Below are 25046 nucleotides of genomic sequence, written 5' to 3'. Positions count from 1 at the left end.
TAGATTATTTATATTCTTAGAAACTCATTTTTTCATTATAAATACTGAAAATACCCCTTATGAAATTTAAACACATTGCTTGTATACTTTTTATAACACTTTCTGTGACGCTTTCTGCTCAGGGAACTGTTGCGCATATTAATATGGAAGAAGTCATCAACAGTATGCCGCTAGGGGCTGAAGCTGATGCAGAACTCAACCGACTCAAGCAAGCGTACCAACGTGATTTTGAAACTTCGTACCGTGAATATCAGGCACAATTTGTAAAGTTTGAAGATGAGGCCTCTACCTTATCTACTGAAGAAAAGGAAAAACGAAAAAGTGATCTCGAACTCATTGAACGTAACCTAGCGCAAACTCAGCAGAATATAGATAAACAACTCGCTGAAAAACGCGAACTCCTCTATGCTCCTGTAAAGCAAAAAGCCAAAGACTTAGTGACTAAAATCGCAGATAATCTGGGCTTTTTATATGTGTTAGACTCTTCTAAAGATGCCGGTCTGGTTATGGCAAAGGGAAAAGACCTAATGCCTGAAGTTAAACGCGCATTGGGAATTAATTAGGGTATCTTCTATAATAATTGGTTAGTTATACAATGGTGAACCAATTTTTGCTTCGATGAAAACTTTAGAATATTTAAGATACATTTCCCATTCCGGTATTTTACACGAAGTATAAAATCCTGAGGGCTTGGGAAAACTTTTGCAGTTCCTTAGCGCACATATCTCCTAAAGATTAAGAATAAAGAAATAGCTCGTTGTTCTAGATTCTAACTTGACAAGACTTGAAAACTAGCTTATATTTACAATTAGGAATCCGCTATTTAAATCCATAAAAGCTTCTAAAAAGACTGAATTAAAAGGTTGCTTGCATTATCCCCTACTTTACCTGTACTTCACCCAAGGTTCACGCGGGGTTCACCCGTAGATCACCCGTATATCACCCGTATATCACCCGAGGATAAAGCATATATAAGGCTAGTAAAACACCTAATTCACATAACCAAACTACTCAACAGTTCTAATAGAGGCTCCTACTTGAATTACTAAATTGCAATGCAAACAAACAGATAGTTTTGAATCGAAGTAAAGGGATACAACAAAGAGGATTTGGTGGATGGTAGGTATTGTCAAACTCCGTGAGTTTATCAGGATGTTATTAATAATTAACCACTCAAAACCAACTCCTGAGCTACAACTTCAACTTGACTATTTTTAAGCTTTTTCAGAAATCATCAAGAATGATAGGTAATCATGTTTTACTTTTAAGTACAATGTATTTTTGAAAGCTTCTAAAGGTTTGGAAGCATTATTAAAACTATAGGCTACTAAACTGAACATATTTAGGAATTAAAACCTAACTAAATTAAAACTGTTTGGTTTCGAATTAGTAGAGATTGCTCGATAGCCTTAGAATATTTGAATACTGGCGCACTAAAAACAAAATGGTTGCCGGTGGAATCAAACAACTAATATGGATGGAAAAATAAGTTTAAAAGATGCCATTTCAATCGGGATCGGTGGAATGGTTGGCGGTGGAATTTTTGCAGTTTTAGGACTTGCGGTTTCACTGGCTAAAGGGGGCACCCCTATTGCCTTCCTATTTGCTGGCATAATCGCTTTGCTAACTGCATATTCTTACGCCAAACTTTCAAAAAAATACCCCGCAAACGGAGGTACTGTAAGTTTTATACATCAACAATATGGAAATGGGATTTTTGCTGGCGGAATAAACAACTTGCTTTGGATAAGCTATATTGTCATGTTAGCGCTATATTCCTCTGCTTTTGGCTCTTATGGAGCTGAACTAATTTCCTTAACCGGAAATAAAGAAATCGATACTCGGATTTTTCAAAGCTCGATTATTGCAATTGCGTTACTAATAAACTACTTGAGTGTAACCCTTGTCGGAAAAATTGAGTCAATAGCAGTGATTCTTAAACTGGTAATTTTGGTTGGTTTCATTGGTGTAGGTTTTTATGGCTTCACGATACATTCCGAAAACCTTGAACAGTTATCACCAACAAATTGGGAAAACCCACTTTTGTTACTCTCTGGAGGTATGGTTATTTTCGTAGCATATGAAGGATTTGAATTAATTGCCAATTCCATTTCTGATTTAAAGAATAAAGAAAAAAATACTGAAAAAGCCTATTTTGGAGCAGTTGGCTTTGTTGTAGTTTTATATATATTAATTGCAATTGTTACTGTGGGGGCTTTACCTTTTAAAGAAATTGCAAGTGCCCAAGATTATGTGCTGTCAAAAGCGGCAGAACCAGTTCTGGGAAAAGTGGGTTTTACAATTATCTCAATAACCGCTCTAATATCTACATTTTCAGCAATAAACGCAACTGTTTTAGGTAGTGGAAGAGTGAATTATGATATTGCAGAGGATAATGAGTTGCCAAAATATTTTTGTCATAAATTTTGGGGTAAACCTATAGGCTTACTAATAACTGCTATTTTAGCAATTGCCTTAGTCAATTTGTTCAACTTACAAAGTATATCAACTGCTGGTAGTGCTGGATTTCTTTTAATCTTTTCCATAGTCAACTATATCGGCTATAAAAAACATCAAGAACTTGATTCGAAAAAATGGATACATTTAACTGCAAGTTTGCTTTGCTTCGTTGCTTTTATCACATTAAATATTCAACAATTTTCTACCAATAAAATGGGCGTTATTATTGCATTAGGAATAATAGCTTTTTGCTTCGTAATAGAATTAATATATAAAAAAACTTTGCTTGGAAAAGAACTGAGGTAAAAAGTAGTGATTATTTCTTGTAAGCCTCTAATTAATATCAGTTACTTAAAAGTAATATGAAATACCTAGGCCAATCTCAGACATACTAAATTGTGCATTAAAGGTTTTACTCTTAGAATAAAATTCTTGAAAATATTTACTAACTTCTAGTTTAGCGCTTGTATAGCCTAGAAATTCAAAGGTGCAAGAGCAAAATGTGGACTAAAGAAATAGGTTAATCCCGGTCTAAACCCCAATCTAAAAAGGGTTTCATCAGTATAGCCTTCTGATAGTGTGGGAAAACCGTAATCTACTACAGCTCTACCATTTATGAGAAAACGATTAGAAATGTTACAGTATTTTTTTGCATAAATTCCAAAACAATAAAAGCGCTCAATATTCTCTATCACATCGTTGCGGTAAGACGTGTTTACATCTTCAGCATATTTGTATTCCAGATGAGCACCCACTATTAAATTTTCGGAAACTGCTAAACCATAGCTTGTAGAAAGCCCAAAAAGCTTTGATCTATCTCCACTTGCAGTACCAAAACCTGCACGTCATTTTTAATACCAGAAAATCGCAAATTCAGTTCTACATTTTGAGTTCCTTTAGTGATGGTGATCGGGTCATCTTCAGTCTGAGCAACTGCAACTTGAATACCTAAAATAAAAGAAAAATCAAAGCTTTATGCATAGCAAATCAGTTGTTGATTAGTTAGACAAATAGTGCTCATAAAACCTCCAGTAAAATCTACGCCACTTTATAAAATATTTAATTAAATGTTGCGGCTAGGTTATGTGTGTTTAAAAAGAGAAGAACATTTTATAAATTAAGAGCTTTTTAAATCAAAAAACCCCAATGCTTTCGCATCGGGGTTTTTCTTAGTATTAAGTACCAAAGATACCCTTTGGTTCAATCTCAATTATCAAGATTTACTTCACTTCTTCAAAATCTACATCCTCTACATCGCTTCCAGAAGCTCCTTCAGCTTCACCTCCTGATGCCTGACCTGCGTCTGGACCTGGTTGTGCTCCGCCTTGTGCGCCTTCTGCCTGAGCTTTGTAAATCTCTTCAGAAGCAGATTTCCAGATCTCATTCAAATTATCTAGAGCTGGTTGTACTTTCTCAACTTCTTGAGTAGCATAAGCAGTCTTTAACTCTTCTAGAGCTCCTTCGATCTTTGTTTTATTGTCTGCAGATAACTTATCTCCAGATTCTTTCAACAGTTTTTCGGTTTGAAAAACCATCTGATCTGCCTCATTCAATTTGTCTACTTTCTCTTTAGCAGCTTTATCAGACTCAGCATTTGCTTCAGCTTCCGACTTCATTTTTTGAATTTCTTCTTCTGTTAATCCTGAAGAAGCTTCAATACGAATGTCTTGTTTCTTACCGGTAGCTTTATCCTCTGCACTTACTTTGATGATACCGTTAGCATCAATATCAAAGATAACTTCGATCTGAGGAGTTCCTCGCTGTGCTGGTGGAATACCATCTAAGTGGAAACGACCTATAGTTTTGTTATCATTTGCCATTGGGCGTTCACCTTGCAATACGTGAATCTCAACACTTGGTTGATTATCTGCTGCAGTAGAGAATACCTGAGACTTTTTAGTTGGAATCGTTGTGTTAGACTCAATTAATTTAGTCATTACACCCCCCATAGTTTCAATACCTAATGATAACGGTGTTACGTCAAGTAACAATACGTCTTTTACATCACCGGTTAATACACCACCTTGTATAGCAGCACCTACAGCTACAACCTCATCAGGATTTACTCCTTTACTTGGTTTTTTACCGAAGAATTTCTCTACAGCTTCCTGTACAGCAGGTATACGTGTAGAACCACCTACTAAGATGATCTCATCTATATCACTCTTAGAAAGACCTGCAGCTTTAAGTGCAGTCTCACAAGGAGCGATTGTTCTTTTTACTAGATCGTCTATTAATTGCTCAAATTTAGAACGAGTTAACGTACGTACTAAGTGTTTTGGTCCACTAGCAGTAGCCGTAACATAGGGCAAGTTAATTTCAGTTTGGTTAGAAGAAGAAAGCTCTATTTTTGCTTTCTCAGCAGCTTCTTTTAAACGTTGAAGCGCCATAGGATCTTTACGAAGGTCCATGTCTTCTTCAGCTTTAAATTCTTCTGCTAACCAGTTGATGATTTTACTATCTACATCATCACCACCTAAATGTGTATCACCATCAGTAGAAAGTACTTCAAATACACCATCTCCTAATTCTAGGATAGAAACATCATGCGTACCCCCACCAAAGTCAAATACTACGATTTTCTGGTCGCTGTCTTTTTTATCTAGACCATAAGCTAATGCTGCAGAAGTAGGCTCGTTAATAATACGCTCTACTTTTAAACCTGCGATCTCACCAGCTTCTTTTGTAGCCTGACGCTGCGAGTCATTAAAGTAAGCCGGTACAGTAATTACTGCTCCTGTTACTTCCTGACCTAAATAATCTTCTGCAGTCTTCTTCATTTTCTGAAGAATCATAGCAGATAATTCTTGTGGTGTATATAAACGCCCGTCAATATCTACACGTGGCGTATCGTTATCTCCTTTTTGTACCTTGTAAGCAACGTTTTCTAACTCTTTAGAAGACTCGCTATACTTGTTACCCATAAAACGTTTGATAGAAGATATCGTTTTGGTTGGGTTAGTAACTGCTTGTCTTTTTGCAGGGTCACCTACTTTAATTTCTCCTCCTTCTACAAATGCTATAACAGACGGGGTTGTTCTCTTCCCTTCTGCATTAGGTATAACTACTGGTTCGTTACCTTCCATCACGGCAACACAGGAGTTCGTTGTACCTAAGTCAATTCCTATGATCTTACTCATGTTATATATAATTTTAAGTGTTATTAAATTTTGTTCGGTCTGTTAAAGTCAATCTTTATGCCACTAGAAATAATACTGACAAGCTGTCACAAATCCTTTTAATCTTGTCTTTTGGGCAAACCCATACGCCGCTATCGCGGTCGTAGTGGCGGGCTATCCACTACAAGTTCCTGCAAAAAGACAGGAGGATTTCTGTTACTATCCCTTTTGCAACTTTAAAAACGTAAGTTTATACATTCATACGTCCCCTTTGACTTCAAAATATAAGCAACACCATTTTACTAAGAGTTTAAGCCTCTTGCTCCTGCTCTATGCCATTTATGCACTGGCCATACTCATCATCAATACTATTTACCCGGAAATTGAGCTCGCATCTTACAAGCAAAGCAGTCTTATGTCATTTATAAAAGAAAGCCCTCTACAAGCTTTTTTAATGATTCTGGTTGTAGGGCCTGTGTTAGAAGAAATGCTGTTTAGATCTTTACTAAAACCTTCGCATTACGACCTCGCCTATTTTGTAAGCAGCTGGCCGGTGTTTATTGCCTCACAATACATCCCAAATGAAATCAACCCATTTTTAAGAATCATATTTCTGGTTATTTTACTGGCAAGCATGATTTATATAGTTTCGCAGTTGATTCCTCCTTTAAAAGCAAGACGCATTCGTGCCTGGTTGTCAAAATACGTGAGTGTAATCTGGTGCATCAGTTCACTTATTTTTGGATTGTTTCATATAACAAATTATGTAACTGACTTTATTTTTAATATTCCACTGCTTATACTCATTATGCCACGTGTGTTTGCAGGGTTTGCCTTTGGGTATCTTAAAATTAAAAACCAAAAATTAGAATGGTCCATCGCGCTACACATTATTAATAATTTGATTCCCTTGCTGGTGATCTTGTTTCAGTCTACAAATTAAAAACCGTTGAATCTTTTATCTTAAGCTGCTATATTTCCTAGCATTGAGATGGCTTTAACGCATCAACCTACAAGCACTCCGAGTCAATCGTAAGCAACTCCTTCCACTGTGTGGTGTATCTGGGGCTTCGGTCGTTTTTAACCAGTTCCCACTGGCTGATGCGGTTTCCTACTAATGCTGAACAAACAGTAGACTTTCCATATTTTTGATTAAGCTTGTCTACGGTGCGCATCAATTGGGTACGATCTTTACTGATTTCCTGTTCAAAAATATTGGTCTGCACATATTCCTGCGGAATTAGACCACTTAAGTTCACACCTACCTTTTTATAACGATAACCCGGTTTGTAAATCTTCTGTAAGGCTTTTTTGGCTTCACGTGTTAGGATATAGGTATTATTTGTTGCCGTGCTCAACGTCACCGTCACACTTTTTGAATATTGAGCATCTCTGTCACTGTGGTAATTGGTTTGTAAAAAAACCTGAATGTACTGAGCACAAGAATTCTGATTGCGCAACACCTCGCTCACTTCAGAAATATAATACGCACAAGCCTCTTCTATCATTCCCAAATCGGTAAGTTTTTTACCAAAGGATTTTGCAGTTCCTATCGCTTTTTTGGCTTTAGGAAGCATGGCCAAGCTAAGACAGGATTCACCGCGCAACTCCCGCCAAATTCGCTCGCCTACTACGGTCATATTCTTTCGCACCCATTCTAGCGAAACCTCATAAGCAAATTCATAAGCACTAAAAATCCCTTGATTATTCAACCGCTTCCGATGTTGTTTTCCAATACCCCAGACATTTTTCAGTTCAGCTTTCTTTAAAGCTTTGATGCATTTATCAGTCGTATCTAAAACACAAACGTGATCATATCCCATTATTTTCTTAGACATACTGTTGGCAAGCTTTGCTAGAACTTTAGTCGGTGCAATCCCTACGCCTACAGGCAAACCCGTATGTTGTAAAACAGTATTCTTAATCTGATGCCCATGAGCATTAAGATTTACAAACCTCATATTAGCCAGGTCAATAAACGACTCATCAATACTGTAAATTTCTACCTGAGGCGAAAAAAGCTTCAGGGTATTCATGACACGCTGTGACATCTCCCCATATAAGGTGTAATTAGAAGAAAAGAACTCCACCTTATTTTCGATCAGTAATTTTTTGATCTTAAAAACCGGCTCAAACATCGGGATATCAGTAAGGGCTTTAGCCTCTTTATTAGCAGCGATCACGCACCCGTCATTATTGCTCAAAACAACAACAGGTTTACCCCACAGGTCAGGCCTAAAAACCTGCTCACATGAGGCGTAGAAGCTATTACAATCTACCAGCGCAATCATAATACTGCGTGAATGATGTAGGTTATTACGCCCCAAACAGTAAATTCTAAATCATCTACCGAAGCAGTAGGGATACGTTCTATCTTAAAGATGCCATCTGTAACCACAAGTGCTAACTTCCCACGTTTTACAGGAGCTGCCCGGTTTATGATGAGTACGTCTTGATCTAAAATATTATGTGCTTTCCATCCGTTACCGCTGATACGAATAAAAAAAGTGGCATCCCGGTTTGTGGTTAAGATCGAGTTGAGATCGATGGTACTTTCTAAATAATGTGTCGCCGGACTCGGAAAACCGGTCTGCTTAGAGGTACCGGCTTGATGCACCTCATCAGGTACTTTGATCTTATATAATTCTTCAAATTCCATTTTTCAAAAGTATGGAATATTTCCTTTTAAAAGGAAATATTCCTAATAATTAACAGGTGATTGATTTGAATTTCAGCTCTGTGAATTATGCTATATTTGAAGCCAAATTCTCAGTATGCGTAAAATAGAAAGTATCAGCGTTTTTGATATGCTTAAGATTGGTGTGGGACCGTCTAGTTCACACACGTTGGGTCCGTGGCGAGCAGCCTTAAGATGGATCGATAAGCTAAAAGAAAAAAAGAAGTTTGCCAGCATCACTGAAATCACAGTAGAACTCTACGGTTCCTTATCCCTTACAGGTAAAGGCCACGCGACTGATATCGCTGTACTTTTAGGCTTAGAAGGCCTAGACCCGCAACGCTATCCTATAGAAGATATCCCAAAGGTTGTAGAGCGTATAAAAGAAACCAAGCAGATCCAGTTGAATAGCGAAATCCCTGTTGATTTTGATACTGAAAATGCTATTATTTTCAATAAAAAATTCAAAGAATTTCATCCTAACGGAATCACATTCAGAGCAAAATTGAATACCGGCAAACGCACTTCAGAAACCTATTATTCTATAGGTGGGGGGTTTGTGGTTCAGGAAGAACGTCTGCGCTCTAAAGCCAAGCAGGAAAAGCTGAAAGAATTTCCATTTCCGGTACAATCTGGTAAAGAACTACTGGCTTTTTGCAATGCTGAAGATCTTAAAATTTCTGAGCTTGTGATGGCCAATGAACGCTCACTGGCTACTGAAGAAGAAATAGATGTTAAGCTGAAACAAATCTGGGATGTTATGCTCGATTCGATGTATACTGGCTGTCATACAGAAGGTACTTTACCGGGTGGACTCAACGTACGTCGCAGGGCATTTGACACGCACAAAACGCTTATTGGTGATTGCCAGTATACCTCTCCAGATGAATGGATCGCCGCCATACGCAGCACCGAAGTAAAATTTAGACAGATCCTTAAATGGGTGTCGTGTTTTGCACTTGCCGTTAACGAGGTAAATGCTTCGCTGGGACGCGTGGTAACTGCTCCCACAAACGGAAGCGCCGGTGTTATCCCTGCTGTGATGATGTATTATATGGTTATTGAAAATCACGATGCAAACTTTGAAGATGTCAAGCAGTTTATGCTAGTAGCAGGTGAAATAGGAAGTCTGTTTAAAAAAGGGGCTACCATTTCTGCAGCTATGGGCGGTTGCCAGGCAGAGATAGGCGTCTCTAGCGCAATGGCCGCAGGCGCACTTACCGAACTGATGGGGGGAACTCCTGAGCAGGTTTTGATGGCAAGTGAAATTGCGATGGAGCATCACTTAGGGCTTACCTGTGACCCTATTGGAGGTCTGGTACAAATTCCATGTATAGAGCGTAATGCGATGGGGGCAATTAAAGCGATCAATGCTTGCGAGATGGCGCTCGACACGGATTCAAAGAATGCAAAAGTGCCTCTAGATAAGGTAATTGAAACGATGTGGCAAACTGCAAAAGATATGAATTCTAAATACAAAGAAACCAGCGAAGGTGGTCTTGCAGTAAATGTGGCGTTGAGTGACTGCTAGTTTACAAGAGGCGCTTTGAGTAACTTTCGTAGTTTTTTATCGTCAGTATAATCTGCGACGCTTTGTCGCTTTACTGTTTGAGCTTCGGGTAAAGCGCCATAATTCAATAACTTTATAATAGTAGGTTTATTGGTGATTCCGGCTTTTACCGCCCAGTGTAACGGCGTCTCCCCTATTTTGTTCTTTGCATTGATATGGACTCCGTTTTTGATCAACACATCAAGAGTTTCCGCATCGTCTTCATCATATTTATAAACTATAAAATGCAGAAGGCTGTTTTCTTCGTTATCTGTAATGCGTGGATTGAGATTCTTTTCTAGCAATACCGGTATCGCTTTACTAAAACCATCTTTGACAACTCTGATCAAATCGGTATCTACCAGTTTTGCTCCTTTTGCAAGTGCAAGATTTAAAACTTCAATATTCTTAAATTGAAAAGCCGCTTCTAGAGCATAGTCAGGGTTTTGTAAGGAATCCATAAGCACCTCAGCAACTTGAGGCATTCCTTTTTGAATCGCAGTAAACAAAAGCTTTTCTGAAAATTCTTCTTTTGAACCTGAAGCCAATAACAACAATACAAGATCTTCATTACCACTATCTAAAGCCGCATTCATTATTGCTGAATTTAGCTGAGCTCCCAACGCTATATTCTTTTGAACCAACGTTAAATTGTTTGTTTTGATCAAGTCTAACATGATTGCATCAGGATCAATGCTATCGGTATCTAATAGCAACTTCACCAACGCTGTATTTTCAGCTTTGATAGCATTCTGAATCAACTGCGGATTAGATACTGAAGCACCATTTTTGATTAAAAATTGGGTGATTTCAAAATTTCCGGAAGCCACCGCAGCATCTATTCCTAGTTCAGGATTGGCATCCTGAGTTACTAAGAATTTAACCAGATCAAAATTCTGGTTCACTACAGCATGTGGCAATTGACTTTCGGCTTTTAATTCTGTTCCCTTATGCTCGAATACATATATCACGTGATCGAGTTTATCGTAGAAAACAGCTTGCTCAAAAGCCAATTGTGGATCACCCTTATACTGAGTTAATACCTCTTTAAACAAGTCAAAGTCCTCTTCTAAAATTGCATATTCAAAAACCGAATCCGGCTCTGCTCCTTTTTTCAAACTCAACCTAATCGCAGACGTGTTCTTAAAAGCAATTGCCTCTTTTAAAGCAAAATTCTGCAATTCTGAAGCTTCAAGTGCTTTTTCAAGAATCACCATGTTAGTATTCTGAATAGCTGTAGATATGATTTGAGGAGAGATGGTAACAGTTTCTTTTTTAAAAAAGTAATCAAACAACGCTGTATCGTTTGCTTCGGCAGCTACTTCAAGCACCTGTGTACTGCCTGGAGTGATCACTTTTACCTGATCTATAATGTTTTTATCTCCTGTCTTAGTTGCCATCTGTAAGGTTTTGGCATCTGCCTCAGCCCCATAAATTATAAAGGTATTGGTCAGTTCTACATCTCCATTAGCAACCGCAAGCGCAAGCATCTGTTGATCTGCTTCAAAGGTCTCAAAACGCATACTCATCAAAGCTTTAACTACCTCATAATTTCCCATTTTAACAGCAAATGCAACATCGTTGTTAACGGGTATTGCTCCTTCACGCAATAGGGCGTGAATTACCTCTGGTTGTTTAAAAGCAACGGCTTTATAAATCATATTATTTTTAGGAGATGCACCACGTTCTAGCAATGTTAAAGCGTCAGCCTTACTAAAATAATCAGGGTCAAAAACGATGTCAAGATCTGCTGTGGTAGGACGCACACCAAAGTCACAAATCACATTTAAAACTTCGGCATCGTCAAAATTCTGGATAGCAGCTTCTAACACCCCGCTTGTTGTTCGGGAGGCACCTTTGGCATATAGATTTTCTAGTGTCTCAATGTCACCACGTGCGGCAGCAGCAACAAGCTCAGACTCCATAGAATAAGTATAGCTGTTGTTTGCACTTAAAATAGCAGTAGTATTACGTAGCTGCTCCAGACTATATTTAACGGTGTACACAGCTCCATCAATCGTGGTAATTGCAACTTCGTTATAAACCGGGCTGACCAATGCATCTCTAAAAGGAATTTGCGCATCTTGAGGACCTGAAACAAATAGTGCTGTGCGCTTCTCACCTTTTACCAACTTTTTTGCATCATCCCAAACACTCACATAACTTTCTTTCAATTCTTCTGGAGAAATCGTAAAATCAAGGATTCGGTTGAGTTTAACCTCCTCATCGGTCAATAACGAATTGAGATCTATCCCGTTATTCTCAATTATCGGGGCTGTTTTGAGCGGTTCTCGATTTTTACTAAATGCCCCGTAAAATAAGTCCCCCACATAGGCATTTGGCTTTTCTTCAGCTCCTGTTTCAATCTTTATCACTGAAGTGATTTTTTGACGAAACTGCAACGAAAACTTCTTATAAAAATCAGCAGTAGAATCTTTTGCCTGCCAGGAGATCGATTTTTGCTGTGCAGAAATAATAGCTGCGTGAAGCAAATCGCGTTTGTAATTAAGCGCTTCAGTTTCCGGGAAGTTATTTGTGGAAAGTAAATTGGTAAGTTCCACAAGCCGGGTATTAATGACAACTGCGTTATCTTCAGTAACCGTATTTTCCCAGCGCTCAGCCCATAGTTCAGCAGAGACTCCACCCTTTGTAAAAACTTGTGGCTGACCGATATTGATATAAGGTTCGGTCAATGAATCACCACGCTGCTGCTGAGCAATCTTGAGAAGCATATTTTTTTGAAATGCGTTTTCATCATAGGGTGAATTCACATAATCCCGGCTACTTATTTTATTTCGCAAAATGTACAATCCACCATAAGTAAGCTGCTCGGCATAATGGGTTCCAAATTTGGAAATAAAACCTTTAGGAGTTAGATCTCGTCCCAGACGCTCTACAGCATCTTTAAATTCTTCTGTAAAATTTAGCTCATTCAAACGCAGATCATAGAGCGGCTTTCTATTTAGCGTATAGACAAAAACCGACTCTTCTTTCCCATTTTCTTTACTGAACGTATTATAAGCTTCGGAAAAGCGAGCGGAAAATGTATTGGCAATCGTATCGCTTAATAGAAGCTCCCGTTCAAAATCTAATGCGCTATAGATCAATACATAGCTAAGCCCGGTAGCAACTTCAGATTTTAATTTAGGAAGTTTAGTTTCAGCATTAAAAATAGCTTGAGTATTACCAGAAATCACGGAGTTTGCTTCTTGATCTAAAGGATCAAAAAATCGAATATCTACTGTAAAACCGGGACGTAAAGTTTCTAAATAGGATTCTTGTTGCTGGGCATAATTAAAGCCATACATCAATATAAAAAGCAGAAATAAAGTATATAATTTTTTCCCCAACTTCTAAAAAGTATAAAAGTAATTAGCTTAAGATCAGGGGAAACATTAAGGTTATGAAAGATAGCCAATTACTTTAAACCTGCAAAAATATTATTTGCAAGTTTCTGATTTTCGGGTGTCTACGATATAAAATATCTTCCATTGTTTATCAACCCAGATTAACTGAAAACTATTTACTCCACAATGGCTTAATGCACCATTAATATAAAATTCATAAGGCGTCCACACGTTAGCCATCAATCCGTCTGAACGGACTTGATAATCCAGAATACGCTCTTCAAATGTCACCTCTTTAGGAATTGACGCTATCGACTTTAAAAAAGCATCAAAACCACTGTTAGAAATCTTTACTGTTCCATCTGGTCTGGTCTGCACCGATTGTATTTTTACGGTATCGTAAATCAGTTCTTTTAGCGCTAGTGTATCCTGCTGATGAAAAGCATTAAAAAAAGCGACTACTGTTTCTTCAGGATACATATCTTCTTGTGCATGCAGATAATTAAAAGAGATAAAAACGAGTAGAACAACAATTCTTTTCATAAAGTGATGGTTATAAACCGCTTCTTCGCAAGCTGCTACGGGATTTATACTGTACTATTTTTAATTCGAGCGAAGCTCTAAGCCCATTTTATCTCGATTATCGAGTAATTTACTACTTTTACCCGCATTAAAAAATTGTGCTATGTCTGCAGCAAAAAAAGAATACAAGAGAATAACCGTAAAGTCACTTACCGAGATGAAAAGTCACGGTGAAAAAATCGCTATGCTTACGGCTTATGATTATACCATGGCAAAGATTGTTGATCGCGCTGGTATAGATGTTATTTTGGTTGGTGACTCGGCTTCTAATGTGATGGCGGGTCACGAAACCACCTTACCCATCACCCTTGATCAGATGATCTACCATGCATCTTCGGTTATCAGAGCCATTAAACGTTCTCTGGTAGTTGTTGATTTACCTTTCGGAAGCTATCAAAGTGATCCTAAAGAAGCGCTTCGCTCTGCAATACGCATTATGAAAGAAAGTGGCGGACACGCTTTGAAATTAGAAGGGGGTAAAGAAATCAAAGAATCGATCAAACGTATTCTAAATGCCGGAATCCCTGTGATGGGACACTTGGGACTTACTCCACAGTCTATATATAAATTTGGTACGTATACGGTACGCGCTAAAGAAGAAGCCGAGGCTCAAAAACTGAAGGAAGATGCCCTGCTTCTTGAGAAAATAGGATGTTTTGCCGTTGTACTCGAAAAAGTGCCCAGCAAGCTTGCTAAAGAAGTAGCCGAAAGTTTAACAATTCCTGTAATAGGTATTGGTGCCGGTAATGGTGTTGACGGCCAGGTTTTGGTGATGCACGATATGCTGGGTATGAGCAAAGAATTCAGTCCGCGCTTTTTAAGAAGATATTTGGATCTGCACACGCAAATGACCGGAGCTTTTGAGCAATACATTTCTGACGTGAAATCTGTAGATTTCCCCAGTGATGACGAGCAATATTAAAAAATATAAAGTGGGGAGTCTAAAATAGAGCTACTTTTGGATTGCTTTCGTTTAGAAAATAATTGCCCTTATGAACTTCAGAAAGATTTTTCAATCAATAAGCTACCTTCAATACCCATTAATGTTGATAGGGCTATTCTATGCTTTAGTTCCTTACTTAAAGGGATTTGATTATCTAAAAGAAAATCCAGATATAATTTTTGAGAATTATAATTACACACTTATATTTATGGGTTTAGGAATAAGCATTTCTACATTACAAGACACGACAAAAACCCAAAATAATTTCTCTAAAAAAATTTGGGAAAATCCCAAAAAAGGCAAAGTTGCAATTGGAATTTTTGGATATTTTATTTCTGTTAATGAGAAATTACAACAATTATCTATTGGAATATTAATTTTTGGAATAGGTTTAATCGGATTTTTGAAAACTGCCTTAGAAGTTTTTGAAAATCATCGATTAGATAAAAATGTAGCTCCAAAATCTTGAACATTTAACGTTGATCACAAATCCACACAGCACAAAAGACAACCTACAGGTTCTTTACGAAGATAATCACATCATCGTGGTAAACAAGCGACCGGGTGATATTGTACAAGGTGATAAGACCGGTGACAAGCCGTTGAGCGAAGTGGTTAAAAGCTATATTGCAGAAAAGTATGACAAGCCTGGAGCTGTTTATCTGGGTGTAGTACACCGTCTGGACAGGCCTACCAGTGGGATTGTAGTTTTTGCACGGACTTCTAAAGCTTTACCGCGGTTGAATAAGTTATTTGCTCAGAAAGAAGCTAAAAAAACATATTGGGCAGTGGTGAAAGATGCTCCGCCCCAAAAAGCAGATACGCTTATACATTATCTAAAACGAAACCCTAAGCAGAATAAATCGTATAGCCACGCAAATGAGGTTCCTGATAGTAAAAAGGGAATTTTAGACTATAAGATTATCAAAGAACTCAATAATTATTACCTGCTGGAAATAGATCTGCATACCGGAAGGCACCATCAAATACGCTCGCAGTTAGCAGCCGTTGGTTGTTCAATTAAAGGGGACCTAAAATACGGCGCAGACCGAAGTAATAAAGACGGAAGCATTCATTTACACTCCAGAAAATTGGTTATAACCCACCCTGTTAAAAAAGAGGAAATGACCTTTATTGCAGAACCACCCACTGAAGATGCGATCTGGAATGCGTGTATCAGCTACTAAATTACCTCAGGGCTAACCCAAGAGGCATTTGTTAAAACAAATTTTTCTATTTCAAGACAAGCTTCGGGGCGTTACACCCTTTAGCGGTGCCAATAAAAAAAGCCCACAGATCAGCGAGCTTTTTTATTTAGGAAAAACGTTTAATACCTAAGCCATATTGTTATTAGGAGCCCAATGCGAACAAAGCATTTCTGGGGCTGCTTTTTGTGGATTAGCGCAGGTTGGACCATGAAAGCGTGCACAATTTGCGCAATTAGGATCATTTTTAAGTGCTGCTTTCATTTCAAAACTGTCACAAGTATATCCTGCAGTTACATGAACTCCATGTAATTTACAGGCGTTCGATGCTGTCAAATTTTCACAATTTGAACAACTATTTCCTAGTCTGATAGCCATAGTTCTTGTTTTTAGAAATTAATAGAACTTTAAGTTACCCAGACATACGCATAGAAACAATACAAATAATTGAAACAACAAGTTTTTATATTTAGACTTTATAAAAAGAAGACTGTATAAAGTGCTTTTACCCCTTCCCTTTTGCACTGCGTAAACTTTCCACAACTACTGCGCTTATAATGAGTAAGCCACCCACAATAGTCAATAGCTTTGGGACTTCTCCCAAGAGTAAAACGCCTAATAAAATACCATAAACCGGCTGAACGCTACTGATGATACTAGCTGTAGTTATTGAAAAATACCGAAAGGTCAGCAGAAATAAAGTATGACCTAATGCGGTAGTAAAAAGTGCTAAAGCTAAAATCCAGATCAGATTCTCCTGCAGCGCTACAGCTGTAATTTGAAAACTCAAGGGTGTCAGTACCACTCCAATTATCAAAGCTTGATACATCATTAATAAACTTCCGTGATAACGCGAAACTTGTTTTTTCATCAATATATTACGCAGGGCATACGCCAATGCAGAGCCTAGACCATAAGCTACGGCCTGTGTGTATTCATTCTCAAAGTCAAGATCAGGAATCAGTAATGCGATCCCGCCCAGAACCAGTAGTCCCAAAAACAAATGAATTTTCTGAAACGGCAAGCGTAAAAGCAACGGTTCTAAAATACTGGTCAATGCCGGGTAAGTAAAGATCGTAAGCATTCCAATCGCAACATTACTCAATTGTAAAGCTTTAAAATAAGCCACCCAGTGTATACCCATTAAAATCCCGCCTAAAACAACCTGCTTCCGGTCCTCTTTTTCAATCCTAAAAGAAATTTTTTTCCACTTTAGAAAAACAACTAAGAATAGCATTGCAAGCAAAGCCCGCCATCCTATTGTAACCACAGGAGGCAACGTGACCGCGCGTCCCAGCACGCCACTGGTGCTCACTAAAAGCATCGCCAGATTGAGTTGAAGAATGTTTTTTAAAAAAGAATTGGGTTGGTTTGGCAAAAGAACGGGGGTTTCGGGTTTCGGGTTTAGGGTTTCGAGTTTCGGGTTTCTAAAAGTAAAAAAGTGGAATCGGGTAATTGTTTAACTGTTGAATCGTTATGGCAGCTACATTTCTTACCTGTTCCTTTTTACTGCCAACTGAGACTGTCCACTGATCTTTTGTCTTTCTTCTAAAGTCTCAAGTCTCAAGTCTAGCATCTAAAATCTACCTATTCAACACCATTGCTTTTTCCTTAATAATTTCAGCAACCGGGCGACTTTCAATTCTACTGTCTAACCAGGAAAGAATATCAAGATATAAAAAGGCTCTGCGCTCGTATGGATCTTCTTCATAAACCTCCAGCCGTTTACGTAGTTTTTTAAATTCGTTCTTCAGCTCACTAGGAAAAATATCTCCAAGATTTCTAAGGAATTTTATCATTTCCTTTTGGACCTCATGCAGATCGTCCATTTTGATCAAAAACTTATAGGTACTCTTCAGTAAGGTTTCAAGATGGTAATCCATTCCCGCCTCATAATGTGCTACGAGATTCAGAATACGAGAAAAACACATCAAATCTTCTCGCATTTTGAGCGATTTATTATTGATGATTTTTCCTAAATATTCAATGCATTTTTTGTTCTGTCCATTACCAAAATACAGACTTGCGATCTTGTAGTAAAACACCATAATGTGGTGTTCGTCCATCCGCTGCCCGTTTTGCTTCAAATACTTTTCGATCTTTTCAATCAATCCGTCACTGGTGCTGAAATCACCTACCATAAACTTCAGATTCAATTTATGCGAATACACGTATAAAAACTCTAAAATCTCCAGGTTATCACTGGTGGGAAAATCTGTTGTTTGCAGTCGCATCTCCAGACTTTCAAGAACTTCTTTAAATTTGGTGTGATGTTTTAAGTAGAAAAGAGATTCTAATAAATAATGATTTCCTTTTAAATAAAACACCGGGTTACGAGCAATCATTGCCGGATTTTCCTCAAAGAGTTCTACATACCGGGTGGCATATTTAAAGCAGGACAAAAAATCCTGAATCAAAAAACTATGCCACAGATAGGCCTTGTACAACCAGAGTTTTTCGCGGAAACCCAACGTGCTCAATTTATATTTGGGTAGTGATTGAGTGAAAAATGCAGTGATCTCACGTTTTTCTTCATCGCTGCGCACATAGCCCGTCTTAAGCATTACCCCATACAACTGAATAGACAAATTAGAAAGCTTGCTGGTCATTAGATTTTGCTGACTCAAAACTTTGGCTTCGTGCGCTAATTCTTCGGCGCGGGTACTCATACTGCGAGTTATATACTGGGTTTCAATAACCTTCTCAAGCTCTACAATTTCATAAGCCACATTTTTCTCTTCATTTTCAATCGCCATATGTTTGGCTTTCTCGAGTAATTTGAGGCTTTGCTGATACAATCCTTTTTGATATAAAACAGTAGCAAAATCCAGCTGTTCGCGTATTTGAACGCGTATATTTTGATGAGCTGGGCTGAGTCTTAGGGAAATTAGAATTTGTTTATAAAGGTGTGCTTTAAGATTAGAGAGCTGCTGTTTTTTAACGATGTTATTCTTAAAAATCTCGCTTTCATTATAAGAATTCATCTTATCCATCAGGTTGAAAAGCTGCAAATATTTAGAATCTGCATTACCGTCTAAACGACCTACATATAATTTAAACTGACGCTTTTCAGACTTAGATAACGACTTTATCAAAACGTAAAGTGAATCTTTTGAATCATTTGCTGTTGTAATGATTTTACGCATAAAAAACTGTTTATCAATGTTTTATATAGAGACAAATTTAATTAAACATCGTAGGTTATTTGCCGTTAAGAACTTCAAAAGTACTACCAATATATATATTCACACTTAAATTGAGAAAAAAAGCACTATGACCGATAACAAAGTCCAAATTTTTGACACGACGCTTAGAGACGGGGAGCAAGTCCCGGGCTGCAAATTAGACACCAATCAAAAACTGATTATAGCAGAACGTCTCGATTTACTGGGTGTTGATGTTATTGAGGCCGGTTTCCCTATTTCTAGTCCCGGTGATTTTAATTCTGTTGATCAAATTGCACGTCTGGTAAAAAACGCTACAGTTTGTGGACTTACCCGCGCTGTAAAAAAAGATATTGAAGTTGCTGCTGAAGCGCTTAAACACGCTGTAAAGCCGCGTATACATACAGGTATCGGTACCAGCGACTCACATATAAAATATAAATTCAAGTCTAATCGTGAAGACATAATCAAGCGTGCTTATGATGCTGTGGCCTATGCCAAGACTTTTGTGGAGGATGTGGAGTTTTATGCTGAAGATGCCGGCCGTACAGATAATGAATATCTAGCGCGTGTTTGCGAAGCTGCGATTAAAGCAGGTGCAACCGTTTTAAACATACCAGATACTACAGGATATTGCCTTCCGGAAGAATATGGTGCAAAAATGAAATACCTTAGAGAAAATGTAAAAGGTATTGATAAAGCCATACTTTCTTGCCATTGCCATAACGACCTGGGCTTAGCAACAGCAAACTCGATTGCTGGTGTTATAAATGGTGCACGTCAGATTGAGTGTACGATCAATGGTATTGGCGAACGTGCAGGAAATACTGCTTTAGAAGAAGTGGTAATGATCTTACGCCAGCATCCTAATTTAGGTTTAGATACTGATATCAACTCGCGTTTATTGTGGGATACCAGTAAAATGGTGAGTGATAAAATGGGAATGCCTGTACAGCCTAACAAAGCAGTTGTAGGTTCTAACGCTTTTGCGCACAGTTCTGGGATTCACCAAGACGGAGTGATTAAAAACCGGGAGACTTATGAAATCATGGATCCTGAGGAAGTAGGTGTTACTGAAAGTGCTATCGTACTTACCGCCCGTAGTGGTCGTGCTGCCTTAGCTTACCGATCTAAGAAAGTAGGTTATGAATTAACCAAGGTTCAGTTAGACGCGGTTTATGATGTGTTTCTTAAATTTGCAGATAAGCAGAAAGAAATACATGATGAGGACATTCACGAGATTATGAAAGAAGCAAACATTCAGACTCAGGTCGAAGCTTAATTCATTATAAATCAAAATTTAACATAAGGATTCTTCATCATAAGAATCCTTATTTTTTCAAATACTATTAAAGTTCTACGGAACTAATTACACTAAAATGGCAGGAAAAACCTTATTTGATAAAGTCTGGGATGCACACGTGGTAGACACGGTGCCTAATGGACCACAAGTACTTTACATTGACAAACACCTTATTCACGAGGTGACCAGCCCACAGGCCTTTTCAGAATTAGAAGAGCGTGGCATTCCTGTAGCACGCCCAGATCAAATTGTGGCGACTGCAGATCACAACACCCCAACTGTAGATCAGCACTTACCAGTGCGTGATGTACTTTCAAGAAATCAACTTAAACAACTCACCGAGAATTGTGAGAAACACGATATCACGCTGTATGGTTTAGGTCATAAATACAACGGTATCGTTCACGTGATGGCTCCAGAACTGGGAATAACACAACCAGGAATGACTATGGTTTGTGGAGACAGCCATACCTCTACTCATGGTGCTTTTGGTACCATTGCTTTTGGTATAGGTACCAGTCAGGTTGCGCAGGTTTTTGCGAGTCAGTGTTTATTATTGACCAAGCCGAAAAGTTTACGAGTTAAGGTAAACGGAAAACTAAAACCAAATGTATTGCCTAAAGATGTTATTCTTTATGTGATCTCAAAAATAGGCACCAATGCCGGTACAGGGTATTTCTGTGAATACGCCGGTAATGTTTTTGAAGAGATGTCTATGGAAGGGCGTATGACCGTTTGTAATATGAGTATCGAAATGGGTGCTCGAGGCGGAATGATCGCTCCAGACCAGACTACCTTTGATTATGTACAAGGGCGCAAGTTTGCACCTGAAGGAGCTGAATGGGACAAAAAACTAGAATACTGGAAAACCCTTCCAACCGATGCCGATGCGGTCTTTGATAAAGAATATTCTTTTGACGCAGAAGACATTGAACCTATGGTAACGTACGGTACAAACCCGGGAATGGGGATCAAAGTGACCGGTACGATTCCTGATAAAGAAGATGTGAATTTAGAGAAGGCTTTGGCCTATATGAACTTTAAAAAAGGAGAAAGCCTCATCGACAAGCCTATAAATTATGTATTTATAGGAAGCTGTACTAATTCGCGTATCGAAGATTTCCGCATTGCGGCAAACTTTGTAAAAGGAAAACAAAAAGCAGCAAACGTCAATGCCTGGTTAGTTCCGGGATCGCAGCAGGTTGCTAAGCAGCTTGTTGAAGAAGGTTTAGACAAAGTTTTTACCGAAGCAGGATTTGCACTAAGACAACCGGGTTGCTCGGCGTGTTTAGCGATGAACGATGATAAAATTCCGGAAGGAGAGTATTGTGTTTCTACCTCTAACCGAAACTTTGAAGGAAGACAAGGTCAGGGTGCACGTACCATTTTGGCGAGTCCGCTAATGGCAGCAGCAACAGCCGTAGCCGGAAAAATTACAGACATTACAAAACAATTAAACTAAATGGAAAAGTTTATAAAACTTACCGATACTGCTGTTCCGTTACCTATTGAAAATATAGATACTGATCAGATCATACCTGCACGCTTCTTAAAATCTACTGACAAGCAAGGTTTTGGCGATAATGTATTTCGCGATTGGAGATACGATCATGAGGGGAATGAAAACAAGGATTTCGTATTGAATGACGATACCTATAGCGGACCAATTTTGGTTGCTGGAGATAACTTTGGCTGTGGTTCTAGTAGAGAGCACGCGGCATGGGCAATTGCCGGCTATGGATTTAAAGTGGTGATCAGCAGTTTTTTTGCTGATATTTTTAAGGGTAATGCGCTGAATAACGGCATCTTACCAATACAAGTAACCCCTGAGTATTTAAAGGAATTGCTTCAGACTATAACAGATAAACCCGATACTAAACTTACGATTGATCTGGAAAACCAAATATTAACTTCTCCAGCTGGAGATTTAGAATTTGAGATCGATCCGTATAAAAAAGTATGTATGATCAACGGGTACGACGACATCGACTTTTTGATCAGTAAAAAAGACCGAATCGAAGCTTTTGAACAGGAACGCAGTTTTTAGAAAATGCACCTATGAATGACTCAATTATTTTAAATAAGCCTACAATTCACTCAGAAATTGAAAAGAAATCCCAGGAGATAGGGTTTACGATGCCTTCTGATCTTTATGTAGGAACTCTTTTAAAAACCTTGATAACTTCAAAACCAAAATCCAATCTACTAGAACTAGGAACCGGCATAGGATTGTCGTTATCCTGGATGTTAGACGGAATGGATGCTGAATCTAAAATTACTAGTGTAGACAATGATCCTGAACTCATCGAGATGGCGAAGCATCATTTTTCTGGGGAAAGCAGGTTACAATTAATTAATGCTGATGCTTCTCAATGGATTAAAGAGTATCAGGGAGCTAAATTTGACCTCATTTTTGCTGATGCCTGGCCGGGCAAGTATAGCGAACTTGATCTAGTGCTTGATTTATTAAAAACAGGTGGCTTCTATATTATTGATGATATGATGGCGCAGCCCAACTGGCCTGATGGTCATCAAAAAAACGTGGATAAACTTATAGAATATTTAGAAGACCGAAACGATCTAAATCTTACCAAAATGAATTGGTCTACTGGAATTATTATAGCAGTAAAAAAATACTAAACTTTAAGTATGATTCTGTCCAAAACTTGACGGGCTCATACAGATAGCAAAACGAAGAATTAAATACAGATTATGAAATTTAATATAGCCCTTTTAGCCGGAGACGGCATTGGTCCTGAAGTGACCGAGCAGGCGGTAAAAGCATTAGACGCTATTGCCGATGTTTACGATCACACGTTCAAATTCACCAAAGCCCTGGTAGGTGCCTGTGCAATTGACGCCACCGGTAATCCATTGCCTGATGATACGATTGCACTTTGTAAAGAAAGTGATGCAGTATTGTTTGGTGCTATTGGGCATCCCAAATACGACAACGACCCGTCTGCAAAAGTAAGACCCGAACAAGGCTTACTCAAACTGAGAAAATCACTCGGTTTGTTTTGCAACATCAGACCGGTAAAGGCTTACGAGCGCTTGATTGAGAATTCACCTTTAAAAAAGGAAATCATCAGCGGGACTGATATTTCAATCTATCGCGAGCTTACCGGTGGAATTTATTTTGGGGACAAGCATCTCAGTGATGATGGTCAGGTTGCAAGCGATGGCTGTTCCTATTCTGTAGAAGAAATTACGCGCATTGCGCATCTGGCTTTTAAAGAGGCGCAAAACCGAAGAAAAAAATTAACGCTTGTTGACAAAGCAAACGTGTTAGAAACATCTCGTTTATGGCGCAAAACAGTTACCGAAATCGCCAAAGAATACGACGATGTTGAACTCGATTTCTTATTTGTAGACAATGCTGCGATGCAAATGATCTTAAACCCCAGTCAGTTTGACGTGATCCTAACCGAAAACTTATTTGGTGACATCATCTCAGACGAGGCTTCAGTAATAGGGGGTTCTATCGGATTGTTAGCATCAGCTTCTGTTGGTAGTACGGTAGGTATGTTTGAACCTATTCACGGTTCGTTTCCACAAGCTACTGGTAAGAACATAGCAAACCCACTGGCTTCTATTCTTTCTGCTGCGATGATGTTGCGTCATTTAGACTTGCATGAAGAAGCAAACGCGATTGAAAACGCAGTTGAAAAATCATTGGAGTTGGGAATCACCACCGGAGATATCAATCCTAAAAAGGCTTTTACAACGACTAAAGTGGGAGATTTTATTGCAGATTATATCACCCATCCTGATGATACCAACCGCAATTTTAAGAACATCCACATGGGACAGAGCACGATCATTTAGATCTGAGATGTTAGATGTTAGAACATAGAAGAAAGATGAAAAAGCGACCCGGTTTGGGCCGCTTTTTCATTGATTAAATCTATTTAATGCTAAACCACCACATCTATCTCATTTATCTGCTCCTTATAATTTTCCGGTAATAAAAGAGCTTTTAAGAGTACATCCAGTTTTAAACTACGACTCAATTTATAAAAAGGAATTACAGGAGTTAGCATCGAAAAGCGGCTAAAATCAAGTAGCATGCTCACTTGTGCAGGTACGAGCAACTTTTGTCCTTCGATTAAAAAGAAATAACGAAGAGTGCCCAAATGCTTTTTATACTGTTTGAATAAGTCTTCTGTATAATCGCTTTTCCTGAGATTGTTATCTAAATGTTCTCCGCGCTGCGGCAACCAAGTTAAATAATCTGGAGCAAGATCTTTCAAATGCATGTGGTTTCCAAAACGGTAAAACACATCATAAATTTCTTGTTTTTCGGCAGCGGTAAGTTTTCGCTCTAAAACCTGAAAGGAAGCAATCGAATAATGAATGAGCATAAAGAGCACATCACGATAGGCCCAGTCTGGTATTGTAGCATCCCGCTTCTGCTCTACTGCTTTATGAATATGATATATAGCATTTATAGTTTGATGGGCCTCCGCTTCTTCAGCAAAAATAATCTTACGCGCATAAGTCACGGTAGAAAATAAACGTCCTAAGGGATCTGCAGGAAGTTTACCGGTAAAATACAACCAATCTACAGCTTTGTTGAGTGCAAACTCTGCAGCAGCACCGGCAAAAATGAGTAAAACAGTATCGCTTTTACCCCAAATTTCACGCACTATAGAATCTTTTTTTTACAAACGATTTCATCGATTCGATTACAGAAT

Annotated in this window: 22 protein-coding genes; 12 read left to right on the top strand and 10 right to left on the bottom strand. The window is 38.5% G+C overall.

The annotated features are described in order from the left end of the window. Positions 1-59: 59 nt before the first annotated feature. Positions 60-563, top strand: coding sequence for an OmpH/Skp family outer membrane protein (locus tag DSM03_RS11140; protein WP_128760592.1), 504 nt, complete (start codon positions 60-62; stop codon positions 561-563). 910 nt (positions 564-1473) lie between these two features. Then, positions 1474-2766, top strand: coding sequence for an APC family permease (locus tag DSM03_RS11135; RefSeq protein WP_128760591.1), 1293 nt, complete (start codon positions 1474-1476; stop codon positions 2764-2766). A gap of 167 nt (positions 2767-2933) precedes the next feature. On the opposite strand, the gene DSM03_RS11130 is transcribed toward DSM03_RS11135, so the two are convergent. Together DSM03_RS11130 and dnaK are read right to left on the bottom strand one after the other, a co-directional pair. Further along, positions 2934-3215: a hypothetical protein gene (locus DSM03_RS11130; protein WP_128760590.1), complete on the bottom strand. Its 282-nt coding sequence runs from the start codon at positions 3213-3215 to the stop codon at positions 2934-2936. Positions 3216-3680: 465 nt separating this feature from the next. After that, positions 3681-5600: a molecular chaperone DnaK gene (dnaK, locus tag DSM03_RS11125; protein WP_128760589.1), complete on the bottom strand. Its 1920-nt coding sequence runs from the start codon at positions 5598-5600 to the stop codon at positions 3681-3683. A 250-nt stretch (positions 5601-5850) separates the two neighbouring features. Here dnaK and DSM03_RS11120 point away from each other — a divergent pair, with 250 nt between their 5' ends. Next, positions 5851-6522, top strand: coding sequence for a CPBP family intramembrane glutamic endopeptidase (locus tag DSM03_RS11120; RefSeq protein WP_128760588.1), 672 nt, complete (start codon positions 5851-5853; stop codon positions 6520-6522). 67 nt (positions 6523-6589) lie between these two features. Here DSM03_RS11120 and DSM03_RS11115 read toward each other — a convergent pair whose 3' ends face one another. Beyond that, entirely contained in the window at positions 6590-7906 is a 1317-nt protein-coding gene (locus DSM03_RS11115; RefSeq protein ID WP_236638768.1) for a Y-family DNA polymerase, read from the bottom strand. Beyond that, positions 7867-8238, bottom strand: a complete 372-nt coding sequence (locus tag DSM03_RS11110) for a S24 family peptidase (RefSeq protein ID WP_128760587.1) — start codon at positions 8236-8238, stop codon at positions 7867-7869. The genes DSM03_RS11115 and DSM03_RS11110 overlap by 40 nt, the downstream gene beginning before the upstream one ends. Before the next feature lie 115 nt (positions 8239-8353). Between DSM03_RS11110 and DSM03_RS11105 the strand changes: the two genes are divergently transcribed. Continuing rightward, positions 8354-9787, top strand: coding sequence for an L-serine ammonia-lyase (locus tag DSM03_RS11105; protein ID WP_128760586.1), 1434 nt, complete (start codon positions 8354-8356; stop codon positions 9785-9787). On the opposite strand, the gene DSM03_RS11100 is transcribed toward DSM03_RS11105, so the two are convergent. Then, positions 9784-13155 carry an ankyrin repeat domain-containing protein gene (locus tag DSM03_RS11100; RefSeq protein WP_128760585.1) on the bottom strand — a complete coding sequence of 1124 codons (3372 nt, stop codon included), beginning with the start codon at positions 13153-13155 and terminating at the stop codon, positions 9784-9786. The genes DSM03_RS11105 and DSM03_RS11100 overlap by 4 nt on opposite strands. Positions 13156-13245: 90 nt before the next feature. Further along, the gene (locus DSM03_RS11095) at positions 13246-13695 is read right to left on the bottom strand and encodes a nuclear transport factor 2 family protein (RefSeq protein ID WP_128760584.1); all 450 of its coding nucleotides are present in this window, start codon (positions 13693-13695) and stop codon (positions 13246-13248) included. Positions 13696-13837: 142 nt separating this feature from the next. On the opposite strand from DSM03_RS11095, the gene panB reads away from it, so the two are divergent. The 3 genes from panB (at position 13838) to DSM03_RS11080 (ending at position 15864) form a co-directional block, all read left to right on the top strand. Beyond that, on the top strand, positions 13838-14656 hold the full coding sequence (gene panB / locus DSM03_RS11090; RefSeq protein WP_128760583.1) for a 3-methyl-2-oxobutanoate hydroxymethyltransferase: 819 nt from the start codon (positions 13838-13840) through the stop codon (positions 14654-14656). 70 nt (positions 14657-14726) lie between these two features. Next, positions 14727-15146 (top strand): hypothetical protein, encoded by a 420-nt coding sequence (locus DSM03_RS11085; protein ID WP_128760582.1) that lies wholly within the window; start codon positions 14727-14729, stop codon positions 15144-15146. 13 nt (positions 15147-15159) lie between these two features. Beyond that, positions 15160-15864, top strand: a complete 705-nt coding sequence (locus DSM03_RS11080; RefSeq protein WP_128760721.1) for an RluA family pseudouridine synthase — start codon at positions 15160-15162, stop codon at positions 15862-15864. A gap of 147 nt (positions 15865-16011) precedes the next feature. Here DSM03_RS11080 and DSM03_RS11075 read toward each other — a convergent pair whose 3' ends face one another. The 3 genes from DSM03_RS11075 to DSM03_RS11065 all read right to left on the bottom strand — a co-directional run bounded on the left by DSM03_RS11075 (position 16012) and on the right by DSM03_RS11065 (position 19028). Further along, positions 16012-16260 (bottom strand): hypothetical protein, encoded by a 249-nt coding sequence (locus tag DSM03_RS11075; protein WP_128760581.1) that lies wholly within the window; start codon positions 16258-16260, stop codon positions 16012-16014. Between the two features lie 127 nt (positions 16261-16387). Further along, positions 16388-17260: a DMT family transporter gene (locus DSM03_RS11070; protein ID WP_338068069.1), complete on the bottom strand. Its 873-nt coding sequence runs from the start codon at positions 17258-17260 to the stop codon at positions 16388-16390. A 205-nt stretch (positions 17261-17465) separates the two neighbouring features. Further along, positions 17466-19028, bottom strand: a complete 1563-nt coding sequence (locus DSM03_RS11065; RefSeq protein ID WP_128760580.1) for a hypothetical protein — start codon at positions 19026-19028, stop codon at positions 17466-17468. A 127-nt stretch (positions 19029-19155) separates the two neighbouring features. Between DSM03_RS11065 and DSM03_RS11060 the strand changes: the two genes are divergently transcribed. The 5 genes from DSM03_RS11060 (at position 19156) to leuB (ending at position 24177) form a co-directional block, all read left to right on the top strand. Beyond that, on the top strand, positions 19156-20328 hold the full coding sequence (locus tag DSM03_RS11060; protein ID WP_128760579.1) for a 2-isopropylmalate synthase: 1173 nt from the start codon (positions 19156-19158) through the stop codon (positions 20326-20328). A 97-nt stretch (positions 20329-20425) separates the two neighbouring features. Continuing rightward, entirely contained in the window at positions 20426-21811 is a 1386-nt protein-coding gene (gene leuC / locus DSM03_RS11055) for a 3-isopropylmalate dehydratase large subunit (protein WP_128760578.1), read from the top strand. Then, the gene (gene leuD, locus DSM03_RS11050) at positions 21812-22396 is read left to right on the top strand and encodes a 3-isopropylmalate dehydratase small subunit (RefSeq protein ID WP_128760577.1); all 585 of its coding nucleotides are present in this window, start codon (positions 21812-21814) and stop codon (positions 22394-22396) included. 11 nt (positions 22397-22407) lie between these two features. Next, on the top strand, positions 22408-22989 hold the full coding sequence (locus DSM03_RS11045) for an O-methyltransferase (protein ID WP_128763168.1): 582 nt from the start codon (positions 22408-22410) through the stop codon (positions 22987-22989). Positions 22990-23061: 72 nt separating this feature from the next. Next, entirely contained in the window at positions 23062-24177 is a 1116-nt protein-coding gene (gene leuB, locus DSM03_RS11040) for a 3-isopropylmalate dehydrogenase (protein ID WP_128760575.1), read from the top strand. Positions 24178-24266: 89 nt separating this feature from the next. Here the strand turns inward: leuB and DSM03_RS11035 are convergent, their stop codons facing one another. Next, a complete protein-coding gene (locus DSM03_RS11035; RefSeq protein WP_236638767.1) occupies positions 24267-24998 on the bottom strand; it encodes an oxygenase MpaB family protein in 732 nt (243 codons plus the stop codon). Positions 24999-25046: the final 48 nt, after the last annotated feature.

Source organism: Leeuwenhoekiella aestuarii, from assembly GCF_004104055.1.
Lineage (GTDB): Bacteria > Bacteroidota > Bacteroidia > Flavobacteriales > Flavobacteriaceae > Leeuwenhoekiella > Leeuwenhoekiella aestuarii.
This window is presented reverse-complemented; position numbering and strand designations above follow the sequence as displayed.

Excerpts from the sequence above, each read along its gene's own strand:
- panB (WP_128760583.1), top strand. The coding sequence starts at position 13,838 with ATGTCTGCAGCAAAAAAAGAATACAAGAGAATAACCGTAAAGTCACTT.
- DSM03_RS11075 (WP_128760581.1), bottom strand. The coding sequence starts at position 16,260 with ATGGCTATCAGACTAGGAAATAGTTGTTCAAATTGTGAAAATTTGACA.
- leuC (WP_128760578.1), top strand. The coding sequence starts at position 20,426 with ATGGCAGGAAAAACCTTATTTGATAAAGTCTGGGATGCACACGTGGTA.
- DSM03_RS11060 (WP_128760579.1), top strand. The coding sequence starts at position 19,156 with ATGACCGATAACAAAGTCCAAATTTTTGACACGACGCTTAGAGACGGG.
- DSM03_RS11065 (WP_128760580.1), bottom strand. The coding sequence starts at position 19,028 with ATGCGTAAAATCATTACAACAGCAAATGATTCAAAAGATTCACTTTAC.
- DSM03_RS11140 (WP_128760592.1), top strand. The coding sequence starts at position 60 with ATGAAATTTAAACACATTGCTTGTATACTTTTTATAACACTTTCTGTG.
- DSM03_RS11135 (WP_128760591.1), top strand. The coding sequence starts at position 1,474 with ATGGATGGAAAAATAAGTTTAAAAGATGCCATTTCAATCGGGATCGGT.
- leuB (WP_128760575.1), top strand. The coding sequence starts at position 23,062 with ATGAAATTTAATATAGCCCTTTTAGCCGGAGACGGCATTGGTCCTGAA.
- DSM03_RS11085 (WP_128760582.1), top strand. The coding sequence starts at position 14,727 with ATGAACTTCAGAAAGATTTTTCAATCAATAAGCTACCTTCAATACCCA.
- DSM03_RS11045 (WP_128763168.1), top strand. The coding sequence starts at position 22,408 with ATGAATGACTCAATTATTTTAAATAAGCCTACAATTCACTCAGAAATT.
- dnaK (WP_128760589.1), bottom strand. The coding sequence starts at position 5,600 with ATGAGTAAGATCATAGGAATTGACTTAGGTACAACGAACTCCTGTGTT.
- DSM03_RS11105 (WP_128760586.1), top strand. The coding sequence starts at position 8,354 with ATGCGTAAAATAGAAAGTATCAGCGTTTTTGATATGCTTAAGATTGGT.
- leuD (WP_128760577.1), top strand. The coding sequence starts at position 21,812 with ATGGAAAAGTTTATAAAACTTACCGATACTGCTGTTCCGTTACCTATT.
- DSM03_RS11110 (WP_128760587.1), bottom strand. The coding sequence starts at position 8,238 with ATGGAATTTGAAGAATTATATAAGATCAAAGTACCTGATGAGGTGCAT.
- DSM03_RS11095 (WP_128760584.1), bottom strand. The coding sequence starts at position 13,695 with ATGAAAAGAATTGTTGTTCTACTCGTTTTTATCTCTTTTAATTATCTG.